Annotated in this window: 20 protein-coding genes; all 20 read left to right on the top strand. The window is 41.8% G+C overall.

What is annotated here, in order from left to right; all coding sequences use genetic code 11:
* The first annotated feature begins 49 nt into the window (after positions 1 to 49).
* The 20 genes from LG34_RS07520 to LG34_RS17330 all read left to right on the top strand — a co-directional run bounded on the left by LG34_RS07520 (position 50) and on the right by LG34_RS17330 (position 26,899).
* Positions 50 to 457 (top strand): multidrug transporter, encoded by a 408-nt coding sequence (locus LG34_RS07520; protein WP_242979828.1) that lies wholly within the window; start codon positions 50 to 52, stop codon positions 455 to 457.
* A 4-nt stretch (positions 458 to 461) separates the two neighbouring features.
* Positions 462 to 794, top strand: a complete 333-nt coding sequence (locus LG34_RS07515) for a plasmid mobilization protein (RefSeq protein ID WP_055262787.1) — start codon at positions 462 to 464, stop codon at positions 792 to 794.
* 103 nt (positions 795 to 897) lie between these two features.
* Entirely contained in the window at positions 898 to 2,223 is a 1,326-nt protein-coding gene (locus LG34_RS07510; protein ID WP_431602604.1) for a relaxase/mobilization nuclease domain-containing protein, read from the top strand.
* A gap of 30 nt (positions 2,224 to 2,253) precedes the next feature.
* Positions 2,254 to 3,438 (top strand): hypothetical protein, encoded by a 1,185-nt coding sequence (locus LG34_RS07505; protein WP_077326144.1) that lies wholly within the window; start codon positions 2,254 to 2,256, stop codon positions 3,436 to 3,438.
* A gap of 9 nt (positions 3,439 to 3,447) precedes the next feature.
* Positions 3,448 to 3,852 (top strand): hypothetical protein, encoded by a 405-nt coding sequence (locus LG34_RS07500; RefSeq protein ID WP_077326142.1) that lies wholly within the window; start codon positions 3,448 to 3,450, stop codon positions 3,850 to 3,852.
* Positions 3,852 to 4,970 carry a PcfB family protein gene (locus LG34_RS07495; RefSeq protein WP_004611534.1) on the top strand — a complete coding sequence of 373 codons (1,119 nt, stop codon included), beginning with the start codon at positions 3,852 to 3,854 and terminating at the stop codon, positions 4,968 to 4,970. Before LG34_RS07500 ends, LG34_RS07495 begins: the two co-directional genes overlap by 1 nt.
* Positions 4,971 to 4,976: 6 nt before the next feature.
* A complete protein-coding gene (locus LG34_RS07490; RefSeq protein WP_077326140.1) occupies positions 4,977 to 7,172 on the top strand; it encodes a VirD4-like conjugal transfer protein, CD1115 family in 2,196 nt (731 codons plus the stop codon).
* A 123-nt stretch (positions 7,173 to 7,295) separates the two neighbouring features.
* On the top strand, positions 7,296 to 7,835 hold the full coding sequence (locus tag LG34_RS07485; RefSeq protein WP_227701393.1) for a helix-turn-helix domain-containing protein: 540 nt from the start codon (positions 7,296 to 7,298) through the stop codon (positions 7,833 to 7,835).
* 266 nt (positions 7,836 to 8,101) lie between these two features.
* On the top strand, positions 8,102 to 8,482 hold the full coding sequence (locus LG34_RS07480) for a hypothetical protein (protein WP_040894197.1): 381 nt from the start codon (positions 8,102 to 8,104) through the stop codon (positions 8,480 to 8,482).
* 54 nt (positions 8,483 to 8,536) lie between these two features.
* The gene (locus tag LG34_RS07475) at positions 8,537 to 9,379 is read left to right on the top strand and encodes a hypothetical protein (RefSeq protein ID WP_008120647.1); all 843 of its coding nucleotides are present in this window, start codon (positions 8,537 to 8,539) and stop codon (positions 9,377 to 9,379) included.
* Positions 9,380 to 9,391: 12 nt separating this feature from the next.
* Positions 9,392 to 9,802 (top strand): DUF4313 domain-containing protein, encoded by a 411-nt coding sequence (locus LG34_RS07470; RefSeq protein WP_077326138.1) that lies wholly within the window; start codon positions 9,392 to 9,394, stop codon positions 9,800 to 9,802.
* Positions 9,803 to 9,814: 12 nt separating this feature from the next.
* The gene (locus tag LG34_RS07465; RefSeq protein ID WP_055062573.1) at positions 9,815 to 10,327 is read left to right on the top strand and encodes a PrgI family protein; all 513 of its coding nucleotides are present in this window, start codon (positions 9,815 to 9,817) and stop codon (positions 10,325 to 10,327) included.
* A 92-nt stretch (positions 10,328 to 10,419) separates the two neighbouring features.
* On the top strand, positions 10,420 to 12,795 hold the full coding sequence (locus LG34_RS07460) for a VirB4-like conjugal transfer ATPase, CD1110 family (protein ID WP_077326136.1): 2,376 nt from the start codon (positions 10,420 to 10,422) through the stop codon (positions 12,793 to 12,795).
* 657 nt (positions 12,796 to 13,452) lie between these two features.
* Positions 13,453 to 14,997, top strand: coding sequence for an ATP-binding cassette domain-containing protein (locus LG34_RS07455; RefSeq protein ID WP_009247522.1), 1,545 nt, complete (start codon positions 13,453 to 13,455; stop codon positions 14,995 to 14,997).
* 84 nt (positions 14,998 to 15,081) lie between these two features.
* Entirely contained in the window at positions 15,082 to 15,579 is a 498-nt protein-coding gene (locus tag LG34_RS07450) for a nucleotidyltransferase domain-containing protein (RefSeq protein WP_009247521.1), read from the top strand.
* 109 nt (positions 15,580 to 15,688) lie between these two features.
* Positions 15,689 to 17,623: a C40 family peptidase gene (locus LG34_RS07445; protein ID WP_347486731.1), complete on the top strand. Its 1,935-nt coding sequence runs from the start codon at positions 15,689 to 15,691 to the stop codon at positions 17,621 to 17,623.
* A 50-nt stretch (positions 17,624 to 17,673) separates the two neighbouring features.
* Positions 17,674 to 18,570, top strand: a complete 897-nt coding sequence (locus LG34_RS07440) for a hypothetical protein (RefSeq protein ID WP_077326134.1) — start codon at positions 17,674 to 17,676, stop codon at positions 18,568 to 18,570.
* A 27-nt stretch (positions 18,571 to 18,597) separates the two neighbouring features.
* The gene (locus tag LG34_RS07435) at positions 18,598 to 18,816 is read left to right on the top strand and encodes a DpnD/PcfM family protein (RefSeq protein ID WP_004611546.1); all 219 of its coding nucleotides are present in this window, start codon (positions 18,598 to 18,600) and stop codon (positions 18,814 to 18,816) included.
* A complete protein-coding gene (locus tag LG34_RS07430) occupies positions 18,813 to 19,181 on the top strand; it encodes a hypothetical protein (protein ID WP_055062784.1) in 369 nt (122 codons plus the stop codon). Before LG34_RS07435 ends, LG34_RS07430 begins: the two co-directional genes overlap by 4 nt.
* 14 nt (positions 19,182 to 19,195) lie before the next feature.
* The gene (locus LG34_RS17330) at positions 19,196 to 26,899 is read left to right on the top strand and encodes a helicase-related protein (protein WP_077326132.1); all 7,704 of its coding nucleotides are present in this window, start codon (positions 19,196 to 19,198) and stop codon (positions 26,897 to 26,899) included.
* Positions 26,900 to 26,903 lie beyond the last annotated feature (4 nt).

Below are 26,903 nucleotides of genomic sequence, written 5' to 3'. Positions count from 1 at the left end.
AGAGAAAATTGGTTACATTTAATTTGTACTTTTTCTTGACATAGGACCAATGGAAGGACATGATTATGCCATTGGCATAGATTCAGATGGGAAGATGTACAGGCAGGATATTGCTGAAGAGAATGGCGAGATAGAACCATATTTGATTGATGATGTTATAGATATTGTCTGTGAATGGAACTATGAACTGATACTTGATGCGGAAGCACACAGGAGTGATCCAAAGGATTTTAACGACTATAACGAGTATCAGAGCAAGTATGAAAGTCTGAAAGCAGATGAAAAGAGACTGGACAGATTGTTTGATAAAACCAGTTATGGTAAGGAACTTATAGAAGTTGCTACAGAGCTTGCAGACAGGGTTATTGCCCAGCTGGGTAATAAAGAACTGGAAAAAGCTGCTGTAACAGTAGCAGAAGGAGTAAGAGAATACAGTACGGGTAAGAGAGGAAGGTGATTCTATGGCTGATAAAGTTCATTGTATAAGGAAAACACTAAGACTTATGCCACAGGAAGCGAAGGTACTTTCTGATAAGGCAAAGGCAAATGGAATGAATGAAGCCGAATATATCAGGCTTCTAATCAGTCAGAAACCAAATGACTATCCGGAAGTAAGGAAACTTCTTAAAGAGCTTATCAATGAGATAAACCGAATCGGCATTAACATCAATCAGATTGTATTTAACAGCAATGCACAGCTGTATTCCAAGAAAGATAAGGAACAGCTTGTGGCATATATGAAAAAGCTGAATCAGTCTGTCAGCGAGGCGGTGGTAAAGATTGGCAATCAGTAAGATACTTCATATGAAGGACAGCGGGAATTCTTTTCATGCAAGGCATTTGAAACGGGCACTGGATTATGTGATGAATCCTGAGAAAACGCAGGGAGGAAGACTTGTGGGAGCTATAAACTGCCAGGCAGATATGGCTTTTGAACAGATGATGGATACAAAGAAGCAGTTTGGAAAAACAGACAAGCGACAGGGGTATCACATCATTCTTTCTTTCAAAGAGGATGAGGTGGAACCGGATAGGGCTTTTGAGATAACACAGAAGTTTGTAGCAGAATATCTTGGTGATGCCTATGAAGCGGTATTTGTGGTTCATGATAATACAGACCATGTTCATTCACACATTGTATTTAACAGTGTAAGCTTTGTGGATGGGAAAAAGTATCGCTACGAGAAAGGTGACTGGGCAAAGTATATCCAGCCAATTACCAATAAGCTGTGTCAGGAGTATGGTCTTTCCATTATAGATGTGGAGGATGGCAGCAAAGAGAAACAGCACGAGAATTATAAGGATTGGAGCGAATATCGTGAAGGCAGCTTTGTGTGGGCAGATATGATAAAAAGAGATTTTGATGCCTGCATTTTACAGGCAAATGATTTTAGTGGATTTCTGGAGCTGCTGTCGGAAAAAGGATATGAGGTCAAGCAGGGAAAGTATCTGGCAGTCAGACCACAGGGGATGACAAGATTCAGAAGATGTAAGACTCTTGGCGAGAATTATTCACAGGAAGCTATTGTGGAGCGTATTGCGAAGGAAGATTTATCCTTTTACCAGTCACAGAATGAGGAAAGGCAGGCAGCGATAGTAAAGTGCTATGTCAAAAGATACCGCAGGGCGAAGATGTCAGGCTTGCAGAAAAGATATTATGCAAAGCTTTACCGGATTGGAAAGCTGAAAAAGAAGCCATATAGTCAGGTATGGAAGTATAAGGATGATATCCGAAAGATGCATAAGCTGCAGGAGCAGTATCTATTTCTGGTAAGGCATAAGATTGAGAGTGCGGAAGAACTTGTATCGGTACTTGATAATCTGACGGATAAGAAAAAAGAAGCATCAAAGGAAAAGAGTAAGACCTATAAGGCTAAGGAGAGATTCAAAGATATTTTTGACAAGGCTGAACAGATCCGGGGGCTTGATGATGCGGAATCGTGTTATCAGAGTGGGGATACCTTTTTTGAAGATGAGCACAATGCATGGGAAAGGCTTAACACTGAGCTTCTGGCACAGGGATACAGTGTGGAAGAGGTCGAGAGTCTTAGAAAAAAATATGAGAGCAAGTATGCACAGGACTGTAAGGCAGAACGGGCGGTATCAAAGGAACTTAATCTTGGAAGATCAATATGGAAGGAACTTACGGTATCAGCTTCGGCAGAAGAGAAGCAGTATGACAAAGAAACAATAAGAGACAGAAAAGAACAGCCGGTACGTTAGGCTGTTTTTTTTAGTGGTTAGGAGGCATATATGGAAGAAAAAAGAGAGCCATTAAGTGAAATGGCGATTGAGAGAAAGATACAGATTCTTCGTAATAAGCATATGGACAGTGAGGTTATTGCTCTTGTCAAAAGCGATTATGAATATGGACTGACTGATGATGAAATCGGTCTGTATCTTAACAAAAGTTATGACATTGAGCAGATGAAGGTGTTATCAAAATGTCTGCATAAGGGTGTATCAGAAGAGTTGTTAACGCTGCTGAAAGATAGCAGGATGGCAGCACCTAAGATGCAGACAGCATTGGATTACTATGAAAAAGGTGTGCCGATTGATGCAATCAGAGAGGTAGTCCAAAAAGATGATACAGCAGTAAACATGCGCAGGATGTTTGATGTGGTATTAGAAAAGCTTAATAAAGCCAAAGAGCAGATGCCACAGGATTTAGAGTATGTGAAAAGTCTTGTAGCTCAGATGGATGAAGTGGTTGCAAAGATCAATCATCAGAATGAAAGGTATGATGCCCTGAATAAGAAGCTTTCTGAAATAGAAACTTCCAAAGATGACGAGGAAGTCAGGGAGCGTCTGGTCAAGGAGAACCAGGATAAGGACGCTCTTATCAACAGTCAGCAGAATGAACTGAATAAGGCAAGCAGTACAATTGCAAGACTTAGGGATGATATTGAGAAAAAGGATAAGGAGATGAAGCGTATGGGAGACAGAATAGAGTCATTGGAAGATAAGATCATAAGTGTTGCCACAGAGAATAAGAAAGAGGCAGAAAGTAAGGCAGAGCCGCAGGAAAGCCAGTCCGTATCACAGGCAGATAAAAAGATGGTTGATACAGTTGCAGTTCCTCAGAATATGCAGGCTGTGGCAAATGGAATTCCGGTCTATTATCAGATTCCGGTAGTTGATGGTACTGGAAATGTGGTGCAGAGACTTCCGATTGAGCGAAGTGTGAGAAAGAGCAGCAACAGCGGAGTGGCAAGTCTTTTTGCAAGACTGTCATTTAAGAAAAAGTCAAGAGCAGACATTGTAAAGCTGGTTGCATCGGGAGACCTTGTTCCGGCGCAGCTTGTGCAGATTAAGAGTGCAATAGAAAAGGGACTTACTGAGTCACAGCTTGTAGAGCTTATAAACAACAACATTTCAGCGGAAAAGATGAAGGAGATCATTGAGATTGCTGTGCTTGAAAACAGCATGGCAGATTAGGAGGAACTTATGAATTTAGCAGTAGTAAATGAAGCAGTAACAGAGATGAATGGTGTGGAGCATCAATTTACAGAGGAAGAGAAAAACTTTGTTGTCCAGTTCGCATTCAGAAGCGGCAGCAAGGAAGACACGATTTCTCTTATTGAAGCTTTGGCACATTCAGCGGATAAGGCTGAGTCGGACGAGATTATGGTCACATACAGGTCTAAATATGATATGAAGCCTGCATGGGTGGAACAGGTGGAAAACCTGCTTGTGGCACTTGAAATGTATCGTATCGAGGAGGAGAAAGCAATCAATCATCTGGCAGATATTTTGACTACTTATGGTATTGATGTATCAGCCGAGGAAATCCGTACTACAGAGACAGAAACGCTTAAAACAACAGTTAGAGAGAAAGTGGAGGTGCGATAATGGCAGAAGAGATTCAGGAAGCGGTGCAGATCATCCGTGTAGCTTATGATGGCATTGAGATTGCCATGAAGGTAGGAAGCGGCGGCATTGCTGCCATGCAGAAGGCAATAGATTTCTTAAAAGGGATGCTTGATTATGAAAAGTCACTTGGCAAGACATCCATGAGAAAGCTGATCTTAAAAGGTGGCGATTTACAGGTGTTACAGTTTAATACCGAAGATATGAAAAAGGTTGAAAAGATGGCAAAGAAGTATGGAATCCTGTATTCGGTACTTCCAGACTGTAACAGGAAAGATGGACTGAGTGAGGTAATCTTTCATACAGAGGCAGTTCCCCGTGTGAATATGATGATACAGAAGCTCAAGTTTGGTAAGATTGCCACATTTGACGATTATCTGAAGAATGGAGATGAAAAATCCCTTGGCAAGCTGATGGATTTTTTGAAGAAACAGCAGGGAAACGAGAAAAGCCACACGATAGAAGGGGATAGGGTTAATACCGCTATTGACGGACTGATCGAAAAGGTCGGAATGTTTGCAATGGAAAAGAAAGCTATCAGTGTGGATCAGGTCAAGGAGAATTTCAGTATCAATGGTGAGCAGGCTGAAAGTGTTATCAAACAGCTAGAGACAATCGGTGTGCTTGGAAAGAAAAATGAGGATGGCACCCATACAGTCATGATGGACAAGGATGCATTTATCAATCGTGTTAGAGGCTATCAGGACCTTGCTGAGAGAATGAGGGCAGTTGCAGCATCAAAGAATGCGAACTTATCAGATGTGACTATCAGCAAGAAGCTGATTATCGAAGAGAATGACCATGCTGTTAAGACCAGAGTTCCCGGCACATGGGGAGAAGAGGCAAGATATGTATGGCTCCGTAAGGAAAACATCATGGAGATTCATGGTGGAAAGACAATGCTTACTTTCCTTGATTCCACCAAGGATTATAAGCTTTACGATGAGCAGAATCGTGTGGTGACAACCCAGAAAGGAACCGAGCTTTATACTCACTACGACAAGGTGGAGTCATCTGTCAGGGAGCGTTACGAGAAAGTACAGAAGCAGCAGAAAAAGACCACACAGAAGAAAACTGTTACCACGAAGAAAGCGAGGTAGCAGCCTATGCAGACAACAAAGAAAAAGCCGTCACTGATATTCATCCTTGTGGGTGCAGTGTTAGCCGGGTATCTTGGTTATCTGATAAATGGTGCGTGGGCAGAAGGGATTGCCTTTAATGAATTTATGGACAGATTCAATGAAGTATGTGCTGTTCCCTTTGCCAACTATTACAATTCCAATACAGTAAAAGCAGTAGCCATTGCATTAGGTATCTATGCGATGGCTATTGTCATGTATTACACCAGTCAGAGAAACTATATGCCCGGTAAGGAATTTGGTACGGCAAGATTTGAAAATCCGAAGCAGGTCAACAAGATACTTGCAGATAAGGATGAGAATTTCAACCGGATACTCAGCCAAAATGTGAAGATGTCGCTGGATTTTAGGAGACTCAAGCTCAATGGAAATATACTTATCTGTGGTGGTTCCGGAGCAGGAAAAACATTTTATGAAGTAAAGCCGAATCTGATGCAGATGCCACATAACTGTTCTTTTATCTGTACTGATCCAAAAGGTGAGATTCTTAGAAGTTGCGGGCAGATGTTAAAGAATAACGGATACAATGTGAAGGTCATCAATCTGCTTGAGATGGATAAGTCGGACTGCTATAATCCGTTTTCCTATATCAGAGAGGAAACAGATGTTGTAAAGCTGATTACCAATCTTATCAGTAATACCACACCAAAGGGTTCCACTCCAAGTGATCCATTCTGGGAGAAAGCAGAAGGATTATTTTTACAGTCAATCTTTTATTATGTGTGGCTTGAAGTACAGCCGGCAAAGAGAAACTTTGAGACAGTACTGAAGCTTCTTGGAGAAGCAGAAGTGACAGAGCAGGGAAAGGCGTCGAAACTGGATGTGCGAATGAAGTTCTTAGAGGAGAGTTCCCCACTCGGAGCTAATCATCCGGCAGTAAAGCAGTACAACAAATGTATGCGAGGTGCAGGAGATACCGTCCGTTCCATTATCATCAGTGCCAACTCAAGACTTGCATTTCTTGAAAATAAGCAGGTTTTACGATTACTCTCCAAAGATGAGCTTAATCTGTCCGATATCGGTATTGGTGTAAACGGAGATGGGGAGACAAAGACAGCACTCTTTTGTGTAATCCCGGATAGTGACAAATCCTATAACTTTATTATCGGTATGTTATACACGCAGATATTTCAGGAATTGTACTATCAGGCAGACTTTAATTGTGGTGGAAGGCTGCCAATCCATGTGACATTTATGTTAGATGAATTTGCGAATGTCGCATTGCCAGATGACTTCTGTTCACTGTTATCGACAATGCGAAGCCGTGAGATTTCAAGTATTATCATTATTCAGAACTTTGCCCAGTTAAAAGCACTTTTTAAAGATACCTGGGAGACAATTCCCGGCAACTGCGATACGTTCATCTATCTCGGTGGAAACGAGCAGAGTACGCATAAGTATGTGTCAGAGCTGCTTGGAAAAGGTACGATTGATAAGAAGTCAAGTGGAGAAACAAAGGGCAGACAGGGAAGCTCTTCAAGAAACTATGATGTATTAGGCAGAGAATTGTTTACACCCGATGAAGTCAGAAAGCTGGATAATAAGAAATGTATTATCTTTATCCGTGGTTTTGATCCTATCATGGACAATAAGTTCATACCGTTCAATCATTCGATGTTTAACCAGACAGCAGATGGCAAGGGAGAGCCTTATGTTCATCAGATAAGAGGAGCAGATAATCTTATCGGTCCGCCATTTGAGATTCTTTCAGACAAGGCAGTTAAGTATTATGAAAAGCTGAGGGATAAGGGCGAGAATGTGTATATAGATTCTCTTACCTATGAGCAGTTTATGATGCTTGGTGATGCGGAGTTAAGCAGAAGATTCTCCATGCAGGATGAGGCAGAGCAGAAAGCAAAGATTGACAGGGAGCAGGCAAATGAGCTTGAGTATGTCGATGAGTCACAGAAGTCTGATACTACAGAATGTGCTAACTCTTCTAATGGAAGTGCTGGTACTAAGCCTGTAAGGAATCCTGAGAGGGAAAAGCCTAAGTGGGAGGATACAATCACAAACCGAATGCTGCACTGGTCATATACACCGGAGCAGAAAGAGGAAGTGAAGAAGGCACTTGCGGCAGGAGTTCCGAAGGCAACGATTCTTACTTACTTTTATCCGGAGGTTACTGTGGAGAAGATGAGTTCATATCGAAAGAAGCAGTAATGTTTTTAGATATATTACAGAGTATATGATATAATTTGCTCACATAGTATGCTTCAGCTTATTGGACTACTAACATGTGAGCAGTTACAAAAGACAGAAATTATTTTATATTGGAGGTACAGGATGAATACGGAAAAGACTTTTGCAGATAGATTAAAAGAGTTGCGTAATATACGAAACTATACACAGGAAGAGCTGGGTAAGATAACAAATATATCTGTTCAGAGTATACGACGTTATGAACAAGGTAGACTCAATGAAGAGCCAAGTGCGTATAATCTTTTACAACTAGCAAAGGCACTAGATGTAACACCTGAATACTTATTGATAGGAGATAATAATATGACAAGTTACACGGAGGCAATTAAGAGAGAATTGAAGCAACTTAATGACTATGGACAAATATCTGAAATTAAAGAAACCGAGTTGAATTCCACGATTTTATCACATCTTGAGATGAGTAATGATTTAGTAGATGCTGTAAAGACGGATTGGAATGCAAAAGGCATATTTAAGAGGATAGAGAAAGAGGAAGATAAACAGATTGTGGTAGACAGTTATTGTACAAGACCTTATGTACAGGATGTCATATTACGATATTGCCAGAATAGATCTATATTTAAGACAAAGTTTGCAATAATTGATGGAATGCTTTTAGAATAAAGCAAATTTGAGAGTAAATTAGCACTTTAGCCATATGGTTAAGGTGCTTTTTTTCATACCTTGAAAGGAGATGGTCACAGCAAAAACGCATCGGGGAAAGCCCGATTAACCAGTACAACAGGCATTGCCTGATTATCATAGAGTAACTATCAACAGGACAGAAAGGAATGCATATATTCCGTTCGGAAAGCTAGCCGGATTGGAATATGTGTATTCCTTTCTGGCTTTTTCCGCTTCTGTCACTTCAAAAAAGGAGATTAAACAACATGAGAAAAGAACAGGTTATTTCAACAACAAACAACAATCAGATGGAGGAGAAAGGCATGAAGAGTAGATTCATTCACTTAAAAAAGAGATTCGTTCCGGCATTATCCGGAGCACTTATGGGAGTGATGCTTATGAGCACTACCTGTTTTGCAGCAGGTACAGGTACTTCCGCAGTAACACAGCCGCTTGAGAATTTAAAGACACTTATCATTGCAGTCATTGGTGCGGTTGGTGTCATCATTCTTGCAAAGAATGTTATGGAGTTCGCACAAGCCTACCAGCAGCAGGATTCATCTACCATGAACTCTGCACTGAAAGGAATTGTAGCAGGTGTCATGATGGCTGGTATTTCAACAGTACTGACATTCTTAGGCTTCTAAGATTGGGGAAATGCATTTCCCCTTTTAGTAAAAGGAAAGAGGTGAATAACAAGTATGGATATTTTTAAGCTTGGAGACAAGATCCTTGCACTTCTTGAGGCAGTGTTTGGGTTTTGGAACAATCAGATATCCCTGGTCTTTGCAATGCTTGGACAGTCACCGGTCAGTTTCAAGGGCGGAGGTCCCTGGGCAGTCATTGAGGGGATAGAGCCGGTCTTTGTAGCGGTCGGCTCTTCCCTCGTTGTGCTGTTCTTTGTTATCGGTTTCTGCTCGGAAAGCATAGATGTAAAAGATGAGATGAGGTTTGAATCAATCCTGCGTATGCTTATCCGACTGGGACTTGCAGAATGGTTTGTTGCAAATAATGTCACGATTATGAAAGCATTTTTTACTTCCATAGGAAATCTGGTAGGACTTATATCTGCCGGGACAACGACGCAGCTTGCCATTGACAGTACACAGGCAGATATCATTAAAGGACTCGGATTTGGTGAAAGTCTGGTAATGCTGATACTTACAGCTTTGCTTGCAATCATCATTATTATCTGTGGATTCTTTATCATCTACACAGTGTATTTCAGGTTCTTAAAGATACTGATTATTGTGCCGCTTGGTGCGATTGCATGCTCCACAATGGCAGGAAACAGAATGGTCAGTCATACAATGGCTACCTACTGCAAATATTTTCTTTCGTGTGTATTCGAGGCAGTAACGATGGCACTTGCAATTGTGGTATGTAATGCATTTATCAATGCAGGACTTCCAGCATTTACAGGAAGTTACGCTGACTGGGCACAGACGCTTATTTATTTGTGTGAAATGACATTTACGATAGCAATGACTGTTGGAAGTGTGAAGGGTGCACAGACACTTACAAGCAAGGCATTTGGATTATAGAAGGAGGCAGAAATGGATAATGAAAAGAAACAGGTTACTTATAATTCAAGCATAACCGGAGAAACGCAGGTGACATTTGATATCCAGCAGTATATGAATAACAGGGCAATGTTTATCGGTCTTATGTGTAATGAAGATGGATATGAGGAGCCTTTTGGGGATGTGACTGTGAATTTGCCGGTTGCAGCACCAAATTACTGCGGATATCTGAATGTGAATGACATGCCGGATATTGAAAAGTTTATTACAGATAACGACCTTGGAGAGTTTACAGGATTCACGCAAAGGAGTGGTTTCTGCGAATATCCGCTTTATCTGTTCAATGTAGATAAGCTTAGAGAACTGTGTCCGGATGGAATGGATAAGTATGAGGCGAATATTGGAATGACAAGAAAGCCGGAGACAAAGGATTTATCAAGATAGGAGGCAGGGACAATGGTAATCGAAGTAAACAAGGATATTGACCGCTATCAGGAATCGGTTGCGATGGGACTTACTGCAAGGCAGCTTATATTTTCTATTGCAAGCGTAGTAGTCGGTGGCGGTATCGTCCTTCTTCTTTACAAGTATATCGGTCTTACGGGTTCTGCTTATGTGGCAATTCCCTGTGTGGCACCGATTGCACTTGGCGGATTCTATTCCTTTAACGGGATGAATTTCTACGAGTATATGGGAAAGAAGCTGCATTTTATGTTTGGGAACAGGACACTTACCTATGTATCAACAGAGGGAGAGCCTGCAATAAAGCAGTTAGAAGCAGAACAGAATGAACAGGTAAAGAAGAAAGGCAGAAAGGCTGAACCGGAGACTGTAACAGCTGATTCGGCTGTAAAGAAGCAGGAGGAGTTTGAAGCAATGAAGAAAAAGACGAGAAACATGCTGCTTGGACTTGTCGCAGTCATTGTGGCGGCAGCAGCAGGCATTGCAGCATATAAGGCAATGCATTAGAAACGAATAGTATCTGACCGCAAGGTCGGGAACACAGCCCGCAGGGTGAAGTTCCCGGCGGGCTTTCATTATAAGAAAGCGAGGTTAGAGACATGGGTTTATTTACAGACGGATTTAAGTTATTAAAGAAGGCGAGTGAGCCTTTGTATAAGACACCTAAATCCATTCAGGAAACCATAGAGATTATGGCGGTGGCTGAAAACGGCATTTTTGAAGTGAGCAAAAATAAGTATTCCAAATGCTACCGCTTTCAGGACATCAATTACACGACAGCAACGGAGGATGAGCAGATCGGTATTTTCGAGAGGTATTGCAAGTTCCTAAATTCGCTGGACTGTAATTATAAGATTACGATCAACAATAAGAACAAAAACATGGATGAACTCCGTGACAAGGTTCTGATTGCTGAGAAAAACGATGGCTTCAATAATTATAGAAGAATCTACAATGACATCATTGAGGAGAAGATTATTGAGGGCAGACAGGGGATTGAGCAGGAGAGATACCTGACAATCACGATTGAGAGAAAGAACTTCGAGGAGGCAAAGGCACAGTTTGCTACCCTTGAGGCAACGATACACAAGGCTTTCATTGAGCTTGGGGCAGAGATTGTTCCGCTTAATGGCAATGAGAGACTGAAAGTGCTCTATGATTATTATCATCTTGGAGATGAGGGCAGCTTTGATTTTGATATCAAAAAGGCAAAGAAGGTCGGAGCAGATTTTAGAAATGATCTGTGCAATGGGATGGTGAAATATTTCCCGGACCATTTTGAGGATGAGAGTAAATTCTGCAAGGCACTTTTTATCAAAAAGTATCCGAGCAGTTTGTCAGACAGATTTATCAATGAGATTACTTCCCTTCCGGTTCATTCCATCACGAGCATTGATGTGGTGCCTGTTCCTAAGGATTTGACTACAAAGGTGCTTCAGAAGAAATACCTTGGTATTGAGTCGGATATCATTAAGCAGCAGAGAGTCCGTAATAAGAATAACGACTTTTCTACGGAAATTTCATATGCCAAGAGAACGGAGAAAAAGGAGATTGAGGAAATCATGGATGATGTTCGTGAGAATGACCAGTGCCTTTTCTTCGTGGGAGTTACTATTATTCTTATGGCAGAGAGCAAAAAAGAGCTTGATAGCGTCTGTGAGACAGTGGAGACTATCGGAAAGCGTAACAGCTGTACGATTGATACACACTACTTAAAGCAGAGGGAGGCACTCAACACAGCGCTTCCGATTGGTGTAAGACAGGTGGAGACAATGCGTACCCTTCTTACCCAGTCACTTGCGGTGCTTATGCCATTCAATGTGCAGGAATTAAATGACAGCACAGGGAACTATTATGGTATCAATCAGATCAGCAAGAATGTGAATATCGGTAACAGAAAGAAGCTGATAAACGGAAATGGCTTCGTTTTCGGAGTGCCGGGTTCCGGTAAATCCTTCTTCTGTAAGATGGAAATGGGCAGCGTATTCTTGTCGGGAGATGATGAGATAATCGTCATAGATCCAATGAACGAATACTTTGATATTGCTGAGACTTATGGTGGAACAGTGGTAAATATGTCCACTTACACGGATAACTATGTGAATCCGCTGGAGATGGATGTATGGAGCCTTGATCCGAATGATTCCAAGGGAATGGTAAGAGAAAAAGGCGAGTTTATGCTTGGTCTTTGTGAGCAGTGTATCGGAGACAGCTTAAATTCAAGACAGAAGTCAATCATTGACCGCTGCGTGAGAAAGCTGTATATCGACATTGCAAGAAGCAAAGAGAAGTATATCCCGGTGATGAGTGATTTTTACGATATCCTTATGGCGCAGCCGGAGGAGGAAGCAAAGGACATTGCACTGTCACTAGAGCTTTTCGTAAATGGTTCGCTTAACATCTTCAATCACCAGACAAATGTGGATGTGGATAACAGATTTACAGTATATGGCATCAGGGACTTGGGTACAGAACTTAGTCCTATCACAATGCTTGTTATGATGGAATCCATTCAGAACAGGATTGTTGAGAATGGCAAGAGAGGCAAGGCAACATGGCTCTATATTGATGAGTTCCATGTTCTGCTTAATTCCGAGTATTCTGCAAAATACTTGCAGCAGCTCTGGAAGAAGGTAAGAAAGCAGGGAGGTCTTTGTACCGGTATCACGCAGAATGTTGTCGATCTGTTGCAGAATTACACAGCAACCACAATGCTTGCAAACTCTGAGTTTGTGGCACTCTTGAAGCAGGCAAATACAGATAGTTCAAAGATGGCGGAGGTTATCGGGGTATCAGAGGCACAGCTTCGGTTCGTAACTAATACCGCCTCTGGAATGGGACTTATTAAGTGTGGTTCGGTAGTAATTCCCTTTGATAATCAGATCAGCAAGGATACGGATTTGTACAGGCTGTATAATACCAACATTCATGAGAAGATTGCGGAACAGAAGAAAAAAGAAGCAATGCTGCAGTGATAACAGATGAATTTTTATAGAATCTATAGTATAATCAAGAGGTCGGATGAATGTCCGACCTTGATGATAATAAATTAGATATTCCCTATTTTTAAGAAGAAAGCATATAAGATTCGATATGAAAAATAAATAAGGAAGCAGTTCTAAAATGTATCATTTGTACCGGAGAACATGTGGCTGGATTTTAAGATATGCTTATCGTACACTTTGACGAGAATATGTTGATTGGGGATGCAGCGGACCTGGATGCATTTATGGAAATGTATGGTGTGGAAGCAATTTCCAAGGAATATTTGTAATTATTAGGGAAAAGAAAATTTGAATTTGCACTTCCATAAGGTGAAATGTATTGACACAAAAAATACAGTATGATAGTATTGCCATTAGAAGAAAGAAAGGCACATTTTGTGTAAGGTGAGGAAATGATTAATAGATAATTTGATTTAAGTAAGACACATATAGTTATTGAGCCTGTAGAGAATAGGTTTGTTTTGTGTACGCTTAAGTTGGATTATCGCAAGAGGCATTTCCTTTGTTTTCCTTTTGGAAAAGAAATAAGGGTCTATTTAGCGAGTCTATTTTTGCGTATGCAAAAAAGACTCGTTTTTGTGTGTTCAAAATAATAATTGGCTCAGACTTCGAAAAGGAGAAACTTTAATGTTGCAGATAAAAAAATTAAATTTAACACATAAAAAAGACCTGAGAATAATTCTTAATGATTTCAACCTTGTGCTAAATGATGGAGATAAGGCAGTTATTATTGGAGAAGAGGGAAATGGGAAATCGACATTAATGAAGTGGATATACAATCCGTCGCTTGTAGAAAACTATATAGAAGCAGATGGGGAAAGGATAATGGGACACGAACGTCTTGGTTATCTTCCGCAGGAGATGCTCGATGAAGATAAGGAAAAAACAATATACGAATATTTTTCTGAAGAGGAAATATTCTGGGAGAAAACGCCTAAAGAATTGTCTGTTATTGCGGGAAAATTTGGAATGAAAAATGATTTTTTCTACAGTAACCAGACAATGGGTAGTCTTTCAGGAGGCGAAAAAGTCAAGACACAACTTATGAGGCTTTTCATTCGCGATGTTTCTGTGCTGTTGTTGGACGAACCTTCCAATGACATCGACATTGCGACGCTTACATTACTGGAAAAAATCATAAATGACTGGAAGCACATTGTGCTTTTTATTTCACACGATGAAACGCTGATAGAGCGTACTGCCAACATGGTGATACATATCGAGCAGATTATACGAAAAACAAAGGCGAGATATACCGTGGCAAAGCTTCCCTATAGACGCTATGTGGAAGAACGGCTTCATAAATTTGAAATCCAAAAACAGCGGGCACTGAGTGACCGTAGGGAGAAAAAGATTCGCGATGAAAAATATCAAAGAGTTATGCAGAGTGTACAAGGTGCATTAAGAAGTTGTACCAGACAAGCACCGTCTGTTGCCAAAAACTTAAAGGACAAAATGCATACGGTTAAGGCAATGGAACGAAGATTTGAAAAAGAAGATGAAAATATGACTCAGATGCCGGAACAGGAAGAAGCAATCTTTGTCAAATTAGGGGATGAAAACTCACACATTCCCGCAGGAAAAACGGTCATAGAATATGAACTTTCAAAGCTTGTGACTCCGGATGGCAAAAGAATTTTAGCAGAAGGAATTCATTTAAAAATAAAAGGTTCAGAAAAAATCTGTATGATAGGAGCCAACGGGGCAGGAAAAACGACTCTTCTAAAAAAGATAGCGGAAGAACTCCTAAATCGGAATGACATTAAAGCAGAATATATGCCTCAAACTTATGAAGACCTGCTGGATTTGGATGTTACACCGGTTGATTACCTTGATAAAACAGGAGATAAAGAAGAGCGTACAAGAATTAGAACATACCTTGGTTCACTTAAATACACACCAGATGAAATGGAGCATCCGATTCGGGAGTTATCAGGCGGACAAAAGGCGAAAGTGCTTCTCTTGAGGATGAGCTTAAGTGGTGCAAATGTTCTTATTCTGGATGAACCGACAAGAAATTTTTCACCATTGTCCGGTCCGGTAATAAGAAAAATGCTCCGAGAATTTCCGGGGGCTGTCATTAGCATTTCTCACGATAGAAAGTATATTGAAGAGGTGTGCGATAAAATATATCAGCTAAATCCTAATGGATTACAGCTAATTGGTGATTGATAACAAAAAGGATGAAAGACTGACAAATTTCAGGCTTTTAGTGAGTTGGAAAGCATACAAAGATTTGAATTTGGAGGATAGATTATGGTACGTACAGAAGATGCATGTGAAATTATAAAATATGCTTTGCAAAACGAAATTAAAGTATATTTAGATGGCGGATGGGGTGTTGATGCACTTCTTAAAAGAGAATCAAGAATACACAATGATATTGATTTGTTTGTTGAACTGAAACATTATCATGATTATATTTATGTGATTAAGCAGCATGGATTTGAGGAAGTAAATACTGATTATACAACGGATGGTCATACTGTCTGGAAAGATGATAAACAAAGAATCATTGATTTACATTGTTTTGAATTTACAGATGACGGAATTGTTTATGAGGGAGATATATTTCCATCAAAAACTTTTTCCGGTATTGGAAAAGTTGGAGATATAACTGTTTCTTGTATTGAACCATTGAGTCAGGTAATGCTTCATTTGGGATATGAACACGATAAAAATGATGTGCATGATGTGATGCTGTTGTGTGAAACATTTCAAATAGCAATACCAGATGAATATAAGGAAAAGTAAAATTTCAGTTTCATGTTGCTTTTAATAATTGAATATTGAATGATTTTACATAGCCGTTAAGGAGTAATTTTTGCTCCCTAGCGGCTTATTTTATTTTTCAAAGTAGGAGGTGAGAAAATTGAAAATTAGAAAGGTTGATGACAAACCGATGGTCATTCACACCAAGGAGAAAGCCAAGATTCATGCCCACGAACCGAAGGGAGCCAAGATTAAGGGGAGTAACATCTATACAGTAGAGAGAGGTCCTAAGACAGCTGGTGCAAAGGTAACTAATACGGATAGAAAGAAGTCATATCGCAAGAGTACCATTCATCAGTCAGAGTCGAAGAATAAAGGATTATCAAGATTTAAGCGAAACTATAGAGAATCTAACACTTCCATCAAGACCAAGAACACGAATCTTCACATTGCAGGAAGAACAGGTGCACTTGCAGCCGGGGCAGTAACGGAGCATGTGGAAGGTGGTCAGGAGGTATCGCAGGCAGCATATCTTGCATATGAAGCAAGCCGACCTGTTACCGGAACTGCTTCCAAGGGTGCAGCACTTTTCAGGAAAAAGGCGGCAGCCGAGGCAAAGAAGCGAATCAAGAAGGTAGATGCAGGAAAGAAGCTGGCAAAAAAGACAGCAAAGAAAGCTGCCAAAGATACTGCCAAAACCGTAGCTAAAGAGACGGCAAAAGAAACAGCCAAGACTACTGCCAAGGTTGCAGCGAAAACTGCTTCAAAGACAGCTGCTACAGCGGCAGGAACAGCGGTTGCACCGGGAGTTGGTACTGCAATTGGCATAGCAGCTGGATATGCAGCAGGTGTGTCCATAGAGGTCAAGGATGAAAAGATGACCAACCGGAGCAGGAAGATAAAATTCTTTCTGGATAAGATGAAAGCACAGGAGAATCAGACAGACAGCGTGGCAAAGCTGGTAAAGGATCTGATTGTGCGAAAAGCGATTACCTGGGTAAAGGCAGCGGCACCGATTGTCGGACTGGTGCTTTTATTACTTGTTCTTGTAGTTGCCATGATTGCGGTTCCGGTTATTGCGGCGATAGCAATCCTTTACAATTCTCCATTTGCTTTATTTCTGCCACCACTTGAATCAGGAGATACCGTGCAGACAGTAACGAGTGCTTATGTGCAGGAATTTAACCGGGATGTGAATACGAAAGTGAATGAGCATACCGGATATGACCTTGGAGAGCTTGTATATGTGGACTATGAAGGTATGGAAGAAAACCCAAGCAATTACTATGACATCATGGCTGTCTATATGGTCAAGCATGGTGTCGGAGATACTGCAACAGTCATGAATGATACTTCAAAAGGCTGGCTGCAGGCAGTTGTAAATGATATGTGTTCATACACCACAAGCACAGGAACAAAAGATGTGGAAGAAACAGATGCAGACGGTAATGTAACTACTGTCACGAAGTCGGTTCTGTATGTGAATGTCACACTAAAATCGTACAGGGATATGATTTCGGTCTATGGATTTAATTCTGATCAGGTGGAAATGCTTGAGCAGATCATGAGTCCTGAGTTTATGGGACAGCTTGGATATGCCGGAAGCGGAAGTGGAGGTGGAGGCGGCAGTCCGGGAGTAAGCTCCATGACTGAGGATGAAATCAATGCCATCCTTAGTGGAATTACAGACAGCAGGCAGAAAACAGTCTGCTCCTATGCACTTCACAGAGTTGGCTTCCCATATAGTCAGGATTTAAGAGACAGCGGTAACTATTATGACTGCAGCTCCTTAGCCTATTATTCGTGGAAAGATGCAGGCGTGGATATTAGTTACGGCGGTGCAACCACAGCGGCAGCGGAGGCACAGGGACTGGATGAAGCCGGAAAGACTGTCTCCTTTGATGAGTTACAGCCGGGAGACCTAATCTTTTATAGTTTTACAAGCAACGGAAGATATAAGAACATCAGCCATGTGGCAGTATATGTCGGAAATGGCAAAGTGGTAGAGGCGCTTAATGAAAGTCTTGGTGTGGTCTACAGGGATGTGGCAAGCACAGGAAAGATTGTTGTGATAGGAAGACCATAACAGGAAATTTGCAGAGAGGGCATAGTCCCTCTCTGAGATTGGAGGTAAGAATGGATTTAAAAGATATGATACTGGTAACAGAAAACGACAGGGGAACAGAGACAAATATGCTGATGACTCTGGATGATTATAAGAGTTTTATAGCAGTTGATGATATGTCAGAGCTTGCAGAAAATTTGTTGCAGCTTGGAAGGACACTTGGTGAAGCAGATAACTTCGCAGAGTATTACAGGGCAGCAAATGTAACTGTATCTGCGAGATTCTGTCTGGATGATATTCAGCTGGGGCACTTTCTTCAGGGACTTTATAACGATTCCAAAGAATTTCGGTTTGATAAAGAAGCCAGTTCTTCTGAATGTGTTGCAAAGCTTAAGGAGATTGGAATGACCGATAAGGGCTGGGTGGATGATTTTAACCTGCATTATGAAAGTGTGGACAGATCATTTGAAAGGGGACAGACATTCCATAACTTCAATGACCATGATTACATGGTGCTTGAAGCATTATCACCAAGGAATCTCGTGGTGATGGATATGAAGTCAGGTTCTCTTACAATCGCCCTTGGTGCGACAGAGTATAAGCGTTATCCGAAGGATGAGAAGCCTACAAAGGACAATACCACAATCGGAGTATCGTGGGAGCATGGCATTTATCTCGGTTCCACACTCTCAACCACGAATTTCAAGGCATACAAGAGGGAGTATGGCACACCGGAAAAGATAGAGGATATCTATGATTACAGGGCAAAGCTAAAGCAGAAGTTCTATTTTTATCAGGATATGTCAAAGGATGATGATGTGCCAAAGAAACTGCAGAATGATTTCCTTCACCAGATGTATGAGGATTTCGGAACGATTGAAGAGGACTGTTTTTACGACAGGCTGGAAGATGGAAAGTACGATGAGGGCTTTAAGGAAAGACAGGTAAAGGAAGAAAAGTGCCGGTGATGAGATTTTTACAGGAGGCGATATCATATGGAACAGGAATTTGATGTTGAGATAAAAGAAGTGCTTTCACGAGTACAGAAAGTAAAGGCAGAGTCGCTTGACGATGCCATCAATAAGGCAATGGATATGTATTATGCAGAGCAGATAGTCCTTGGAGCAGAGGACATGAAGGGAGTTGATTTTGCGCCTATCAGCGAAGGTCAGCTCCCTTCTTCATTAAAAGAAAACGGAGGAAAAGCAAGATGAAAAGTGATTCAACAACAGTAATTAAGAACATGGAGTTTTTAGTAAAGGAACTTCATAAGGAGTGGGACAGATCGGGTGCTTCTAAGGCATCCGTTATTATTTCCCTTGAGGAAGTAGATGGTATCAATGATAAGTTAAAAGAGATTATCTATCAGACACAGAAGTCAGTCGATGAGGATGAGCTGACCTTTAAACAGAGCATTGCAAAGTCCAAGGAGTGCTATGTGCTTCTTCGTGTGGTGCGTAAGATTGCAAAGAAAAAGGATAAATGCGAAAAACAGGCAATCGACAATGAATTTGCAATCGAGCTGGATAAGGATGAGTTAAAGCTCTTTAAGGGATTGTTTGCAGAGATGTTTAAGTAGAGGAGGACAAAGGTATGGGCGTTGATATGAAGGTCAAAGCGATATACGATTCTGAAATTGGTAACATCACCAGATCAGAAAAGAACTGGAAGGATGTGTTAAAGGTCGCAGGTCAGTTATACCGCTATGAATTTGACAATATCGTTATGATAACAGCTCAGAGACCTCCGGAAAAAAGCACACTCATGGCAGATTATGATACCTGGAAAAAGGTGGGAAGATATGTAAAGCGTGGTGCGAAAGGCTGCGCTATCTTCCCGTCAAGGGCACTGAATCCACGCATGAGGTATATATTTGATATCAGTGATACCGGAGGGAAGAATGTTAAGCTGACATGGGACCTTGAGGGAGAAAATCTTAAAGATTATGTGGATTTTCTCGTATCAGAAGGTCAGATTGAGCAGTACGATAACAGCAACAGGGAGTCTCTAAAAAATATATTAAAACAGTTTACAGGAACAGATGTTTGGCTTATAATAAAAGAAGAGTTCGGAGACCGAATGACCGAGCTCATGCAGCTATCAGGTAGTGTGATAAAGGAAGAAAGTAAGAAACGCAATGGCTTACAGCAGGAAATGGACATGGAGCAGCTTGTATATGCAAGTGTCATGTATGCTGTAGGGACGAGATGCGGATTTGACTTATCTGTGCAAGAACAGGATTTCAGTCAGATCGTAAATATCAAAGACGAAGAGATCATTTACCGTCTTGGTTCCATTGTATGCGATGTCTCCTGTAGTGTTCTTAGAGAATTTAGTCGTAACTTAAAGGCAATCGAGAGCGAAAGGAGAATTGGATATGTTAGAAGAAATGACTTACAAGGAAGTGGACGGACTGCTTTATCCGCAGATAGAGATGCCGGACGAGACGGAGGATCTCACGAAGCTGGGCAAATACGGAAGGATGGCGATGAACTATCTAAAGGAGAACGAGCCGGCAAGATACAAGACGCTGATGAGATTCGGGAAGATGTACGAGAAGATGTCAGCGGTAGAGGAGGAAGCGAACCAGCTGTACGACCAGCTGGAGATGCAGTATCTGGCGAAGCACAAGCCACAGAATCCGTCATCGACAATGGAGATGTGGAAGATAAGAGAGCAGGCGAAGATGCAGGCAGAGGAAGTGGTACTGAATCAGATAGTGATGCGATTCCACTAGAATCAGATGATACAGAACTGAATAGGGAACTTGATGAAATCAATTCATTGGGTGTTAGTAAGGAAGCCGAATATACACAGGCTTCCTTTTTTTTCGACCAGAATGGGCAGGCAAGCATTGGCACCATTCATACTGAGGACGAAAACAATAATCAGTTTATGCGTCAGTTCGAGCAGGACAGAAAAGCTGCATTAGCAGGTAAATACAATTACCTGAATCCCAAAAAGTCTGCAACAGTACCAGGTGAGTATATCAAACAGGTGCTTATGAGAGGTACAGGTTTTATCGGTGGCAAGGGCAGGGTATGCAAGATTTTTGAAACAGAGATTGATGCAGGAACCAGGGCAAAGCGTATCAAAGCAGAATATGGTCAGGGAGGTGCAGGCTGGCCGGTTGACGGACTGGGACTGCACGGATATGACACATTTCATGGGAACGGACTGCGTTTTCAGTGGCGAGATGAGGATGGAGAGGTTGAAGGATATGTTTCATGGAAAGATATCGAAAAAGAGCTTGGTGTCCTTATTCTTACAGGGGAATACCAGCCTGAGACACCTCGTATTGATGAGCTTGCGATGGACGGACTCCGTGAGGATGATGAGGTCATTGATGCCGAATATCGGGAAGTGGAACCGGAAGAGGCAGAATCAGAGATTGATGATTATGCAATACCGGATGAGCCAGAGAGCTATGCTTCTAACCGATCTGTAAAAGTAGCAAATTCGCATGAAGATGCACATGAGGAAAGTAATGAAGCATATGTATCTGCATATGGCATGACACCACAGGAAACTGCCGATGAAGATCGCATGATAACCCAGGCAGAATATGGTGCCGAGATAGAAGCTGAAACATCTGAAAAAGATCCATCAGAGCTTAAGTATATTACACCGATTGATTATGCCAAGCGTATTGCAGAGCTTGATGAAGACCTGCGTGATGCGGCGGAGATTCTTGTAACAGATTGCAGCTGCTACACTCCGTTTAGGGCATTCCTTATGGATGTGGTGCAGTCTGATTTTGCATTTATACCCAATAAACTTGACCTTATCAGGGATATTGCATTAGGGACAGATAATGCAGAAAGAAAAGCATATTCCAACAATAAGTATGGTCTTGTGGAGTACTCAATCAGAAGCGGATATGTGAAGATCAGCTATAAGAACAGGAATGGTGTGCGTAAAGAAGGTGTTCTCGATTGGCGTGAGTTATATGAAATCTTATCTTATATGGTAAAACAGCCATTTTACTGCGGAGAAGACCAGAAGAAGTATTATCAGGAGACAAAGCAGAAGGCTGACAGGGATAAGATGAATCCGGTCTATAAGAGATTCTTTGATATCGAGGATAGTGTAAAAGCCAATCGTCTTGAAACCAGGGAAAGAGCAATAGCGAATGGCTGGGAAACCAAGATTGATGAGAATGGACATGTGGTTTCAGATGATGCAGTATCAGTATCTGTGGATGATATTCAGGCTGATACAGAATCACAGGAAACTGTAGATTTTACACCAAAGCAGGAACCAGTACAGCAAGTAGAAAGTCTTGAAAATGAGAAGAATGTTGCCGGGCAGACGAAACACAATTTCCACTATAACCTCTGGGAAATGGAAAAAGGCGGTGCTAAGACCAGATACCAGTGGAATATGGATGCAATCCGCACTTTAAAGCAGATTGAATCAGAGAACAGGCTTGCCACACCTGAGGAACAGAAAACTCTGTCGAAGTTTGTCGGATGGGGCGGACTGTCACAGGCATTTGATGAGAATAACGCAGGCTGGAGCAAAGAATATGCAGAGCTGAAAGACCTTTTATCTGATGAGGAATACAGTGCTGCAAGGGCAACAGTAAATAACGCCTTTTATACTTCACCGGAGATTGCCATGTGCATAAATTCGGCACTTGTCCAGTTTGGTTTCAGAGGCGGCAATGTATTAGAGCCATCTATGGGTATCGGTAACTTCTTTGGAAGTATGCCGGCACCAATGCAGAGAAGCAAGCTGTATGGGGTGGAGATTGACAGCATTTCAGGAAGAATTGCAAAGCAGCTTTATCAGAATGCCAATATCAGTATCACAGGATTTGAGAATACCACATATCCGGATAACTTCTTTGATGTGGTTGTCGGAAATGTGCCATTTGGTGATTATAAGGTATTTGATCCAAAGTACAACAAGTATAACTTCCGTATCCACGATTATTTTCTGGCAAAAGCACTTGATCAGGTAAGACCGGGAGGCATGGTTGCAGTAATCACCACAAAGGGAACACTTGATAAGGCAAATCCTACTATCCGAAAGTATCTGGCTGAAAGAGCAGAGCTTGTGGGAGCAGTAAGACTTCCGAATACTGCATTTAAAGATAATGCAGGAACCGAAGTGACAGCAGATATCCTGTTTTTGCAGAAGAGGGAGAGAAAGATTGATATTGAACCTGACTGGGTACACCTTGGTGTAACTGAGAATGGCATTGCAGTCAACTCTTATTTTGCAGAGCATCCGGAGATGATGCTTGGATCTATGGAATATGACACAAGGATTTACGGACAGGACAGCAGATATACAGTCTGTGTGAATAATGATGAGAACTTCAATATGTATGAGACTCTCAATAAGGCTATCGGTAATATCAAAGCCCAGATGACAGATTTTGAGAGAGTGGCAGATGAGGCGGAGCAGACGGAGGAAGTTATCCCGGCTGATCCGGATGTGAGAAACTACACTTACACATTTTTTGAAGGAAAACTCTATTACAGGGAAAATTCCGAGATGGTAAAAAAAGAAGTATCACAGACTGCCGAGGAGCGAATCCGAAGCCTTGATGAAATCAGACAGATAACAAGAGAGCTGATTGATATCCAGATGGATGGCTGCAGCGAGGAGGAGCTTTCTGATAAGCAGAGACTTCTTAATGTAAAATATGATGCCTTCGTAAAGCAGTATGGAGCCATTACTTCAAAAGCAAACAGAATAGCATTCAGGGATGACAGCGATTATCCACTTCTTTGCAGTCTTGAGGAAGTAAACGAAGATGGGGAGGTGAAAAAAGCGGATATGTTTTATAAGCAGACGATTAAGGCAAAGACAGTCATAGACAGAGTGGAGACCGCTGTGGAAGCATTAAATGTATCCGTCAATGAATTTGGATATGTAAATCTTGCCTATATGCTTTCTATCTATGAGCCGGATATTACAAATGCAAAGGAAGAACTTGCAGAAAAGTCCGGACAGACAGTGGATGAGATAACGCTAAGTGATGATGCATTAGCAGAGATTAGAAGGGCAGTCCTTGTGGAAGAGCTGGACGGACTGGTTTTCCTAAATCCAGACCGCTACAACGAGAACAATCCCGACATCGGCTGGGAGACAGCAGACGAGTATCTTTCGGGAAATGTGAGAGACAAACTTCGTGTAGCAAAGGCTATGGCGGCTGATACAGACAATCCGCAGGCAGAAAGATTTGCAGGAAATGTGGCAGCACTTGAAAAGGTGCAGCCGGAATGGATTGAAGCCTCGGATATTGATGTAAAGATTGGTACGACATGGATTGAGTCACTTGATTATGAGCAGTTTATCTATGAGCTTCTCAATACACCAAGAAGAGCAAGGGCAGTCAGAAGCCAGTTTTACAATACAGGCATTCAGGTACACTTAAATAAGATGAGCATGGAATGGTTCATCGAGAATAAGAGCATGGATAAGCATTCAGTGGCAGCTACTAAGACTTATGGTACAAGCCGCATGGATGCTTATTCTATTTTTGAGGATACGCTGAATCTTAAAACTGTAACAGTAAGGGACAGGATTGATGACGGTGATGGCAAATATCATTACGAAGTCAATAAGAACGAGACAATGCTTGCAAGGGAAAAGCAGAACATGATCAAGGAGAAGTTCAAGGAATGGCTGTTTGCAGAGCCGGAGCGAAGACAGAAATATGTGGAGTATTACAACGAGACATTCAATAACATCCGTCTGCGTGAGTATGACGGAAGTCACTTACAGTTTCCGGGAATGAATCCGGCGATTGAGTTAAAGCCACATCAGAAGAATGCGGTGGCAAGAATCCTTCTTGGAGGAAACACCCTGTTGGCACACTGCGTTGGTGCCGGAAAGTCCTTTGAGATGATGGCTGCCTGTATGGAGCAGAAGAGACTCGGACTTGCCAATAAGACGATCATGGTTGTTCCAAAGCCACTTATCGGTCAGACGGCATCAGAGTTTTTAAGGCTTTATCCGTCAGCAAATATCCTGGTTGCCACAGAGCGTGATTTTGAAAAGAGCCGCAGGAAGCAGTTCGTATCAAGGATTGCAACAGGTGACTATGACTGTATCATCATGTCGCACTCGCAGTTTGAAAAAATCCCGATCTCAGCAGAGAGAAAGGAAAGAATGCTCAATGAGCAGATTGATGAAATCAGCTATGCGATTGATGAGATGAAGGAGCGTAACGGGGAGCGTTGGACTGTAAAACAGATGGAAAGCCAGAAGAAAAAGCTGGAGGAGCAGCTGAAATCCTTATCAGATGAGAGCAGGAAGGATGACCTTATAACCTTTGAGGAACTTGGTGTGGACTCTATCATGGTTGACGAAGCGCACAATTTTAAGAACCTTGCGATTTTTTCCAAGATGAATAATGTGTCAGGTATCAGCAGCAGTGGAGCGAAGAAGTCAACGGATATGCAGCTTAAATGCCAGTATTTGTCTGAGATAAATGATGGCAGAGGCATTGTGTTTGCGACAGGTACGCCAATATCCAATACCATGTGTGAGATGTATGTCATGCAGCTTTACTTACAGAAAGCGGCACTTGAAGAGATGGGGATTTATCACTTTGATTCCTGGGCAGCGAACTTTGGTGAAGTGACAACAGCACTGGAGCTTACTGTAGAGGGAAGCGGTTTCCGTTTTAAAAGCAGATTCAATAAGTTTACGAATCTGCCGGAGCTTATGAATATCTTTCGTGAAGTAGCAGATGTGCAGACCGCAGACATGCTTGACCTTGATGTGCCGGCTCTTCGTGGCGGCAAGCCTATCATAGTGGAGTCAGAGCCTGACTGGTATGTAAAGCAGGTTATGGAAGACTTTGTTGTGAGGGCAGAGCGTATCAGAGGTGGTGGAGTTGATCCAAGTGTGGACAACTTCCTAAAGATTACTCATGAGGCAAGATTACTCGGAACAGATGCAAGGCTGATTGATAAGGACGCACCAAATAATCCAGATGGAAAGCTCAATAAGGTAGCGGAGAATGTATGGAAAGAATATGAGAAAGGAAATGCCAACGGTCATATAGGCTGCCAGCTTATTTTTTCGGATATCGGCACACCGGGACCGGATAAGGATTTTACCATCTACGATTATCTGAAGGAAACACTGATACAGTATGGTATTCCGGCAGAGGAGATAGCATTTATCCATGATGCAAAGACCGACGCACAGAGGGATGCACTATTTAAGGAAATGAGAACAGGTAAGAAAAAAGTGCTTATAGGTTCTACAGATAAATGTGGTACTGGCGTTAATGTTCAGACACATCTGGTTGCAATGCATCATGTGGACTGTCCTTGGAAGCCAAGCTCCATTGAACAGAGGGAAGGACGAGGCATCAGGCAGGGCAACGAAAATGAAGAGGTGGCAATCTATAGATATGTCACCAAAGGAACTTTTGATGCATACAACTGGTCGCTTGTTGAAAATAAGCAGCGATTCATCAGTCAGGTCATGACAAGCAAGGCTGTAAGCCGAAGCTGTGAGGATATCGATGAGGCAACACTTTCCTATGCAGAGATTAAAGCGGTTGCCACAGGCAATCCTTTAATCAAGGAAAAGATGGAGATTGACAATGATGTCCAGAGATTAAAGCTCTTAAAGGCATCCTATGACAATCAGAGATATGGATTGCAGGATAACTTTATGATTAAGTACCCGAAGCTTATTAAGACAGCAACAGAAAAGCTTGCCAATGTAAGAGAAGATGTAAAGGCAAGGGATAAAGAACTGATTGATAATCCGGAATTTGCCATTACCATAGGCAAAGCAACCTACACAGAGCGTGTGGATGGAGGAACGATGATGCTTGAAGCAATCAGCAAATGTAAGACCGGAGAGACAACTGCAATCGGCAAGTTCCATGGATTTGAGCTGCTTGTGGAAAAGAACTTCCTTGGTATCAATTATATGGTGCTTCGTGGAAAGACTGAGTACAAGGCAGAACTTTCCACAAGTCCGGTCGGCAGCATGGTAAAGCTGGAAAACCTGTTCAATGGACTCCATGAGAACATTGATTTCTTAGAAAAGAAGATTGAGCAGTACCAGAATGACCTTGAAGCATCAAAGGCAGAGTATGACAAGCCATTTGCATACAGCAAGGAACTGGAAGAAAAGCTGTCAAGGCAGTGTGAACTGAATGCCCAGCTTGACCTTGAGAACGCAAAGGCTGTGGATGCAGACCTGAGCGGACCGGAGGAAGAAAGAGAAGCTGATGACAGAATGGAATCTGCAGCAATTGTAGCAGAGGATAAAGGTGCTTATCAAGCGGACAGAGAGGGCAGAACACGATAGGAGA

This window comes from Eubacterium ramulus, assembly GCF_003122485.1.
GTDB lineage: Bacteria > Bacillota > Clostridia > Lachnospirales > Lachnospiraceae > Eubacterium_I > Eubacterium_I ramulus_A.
This window is presented reverse-complemented; position numbering and strand designations above follow the sequence as displayed.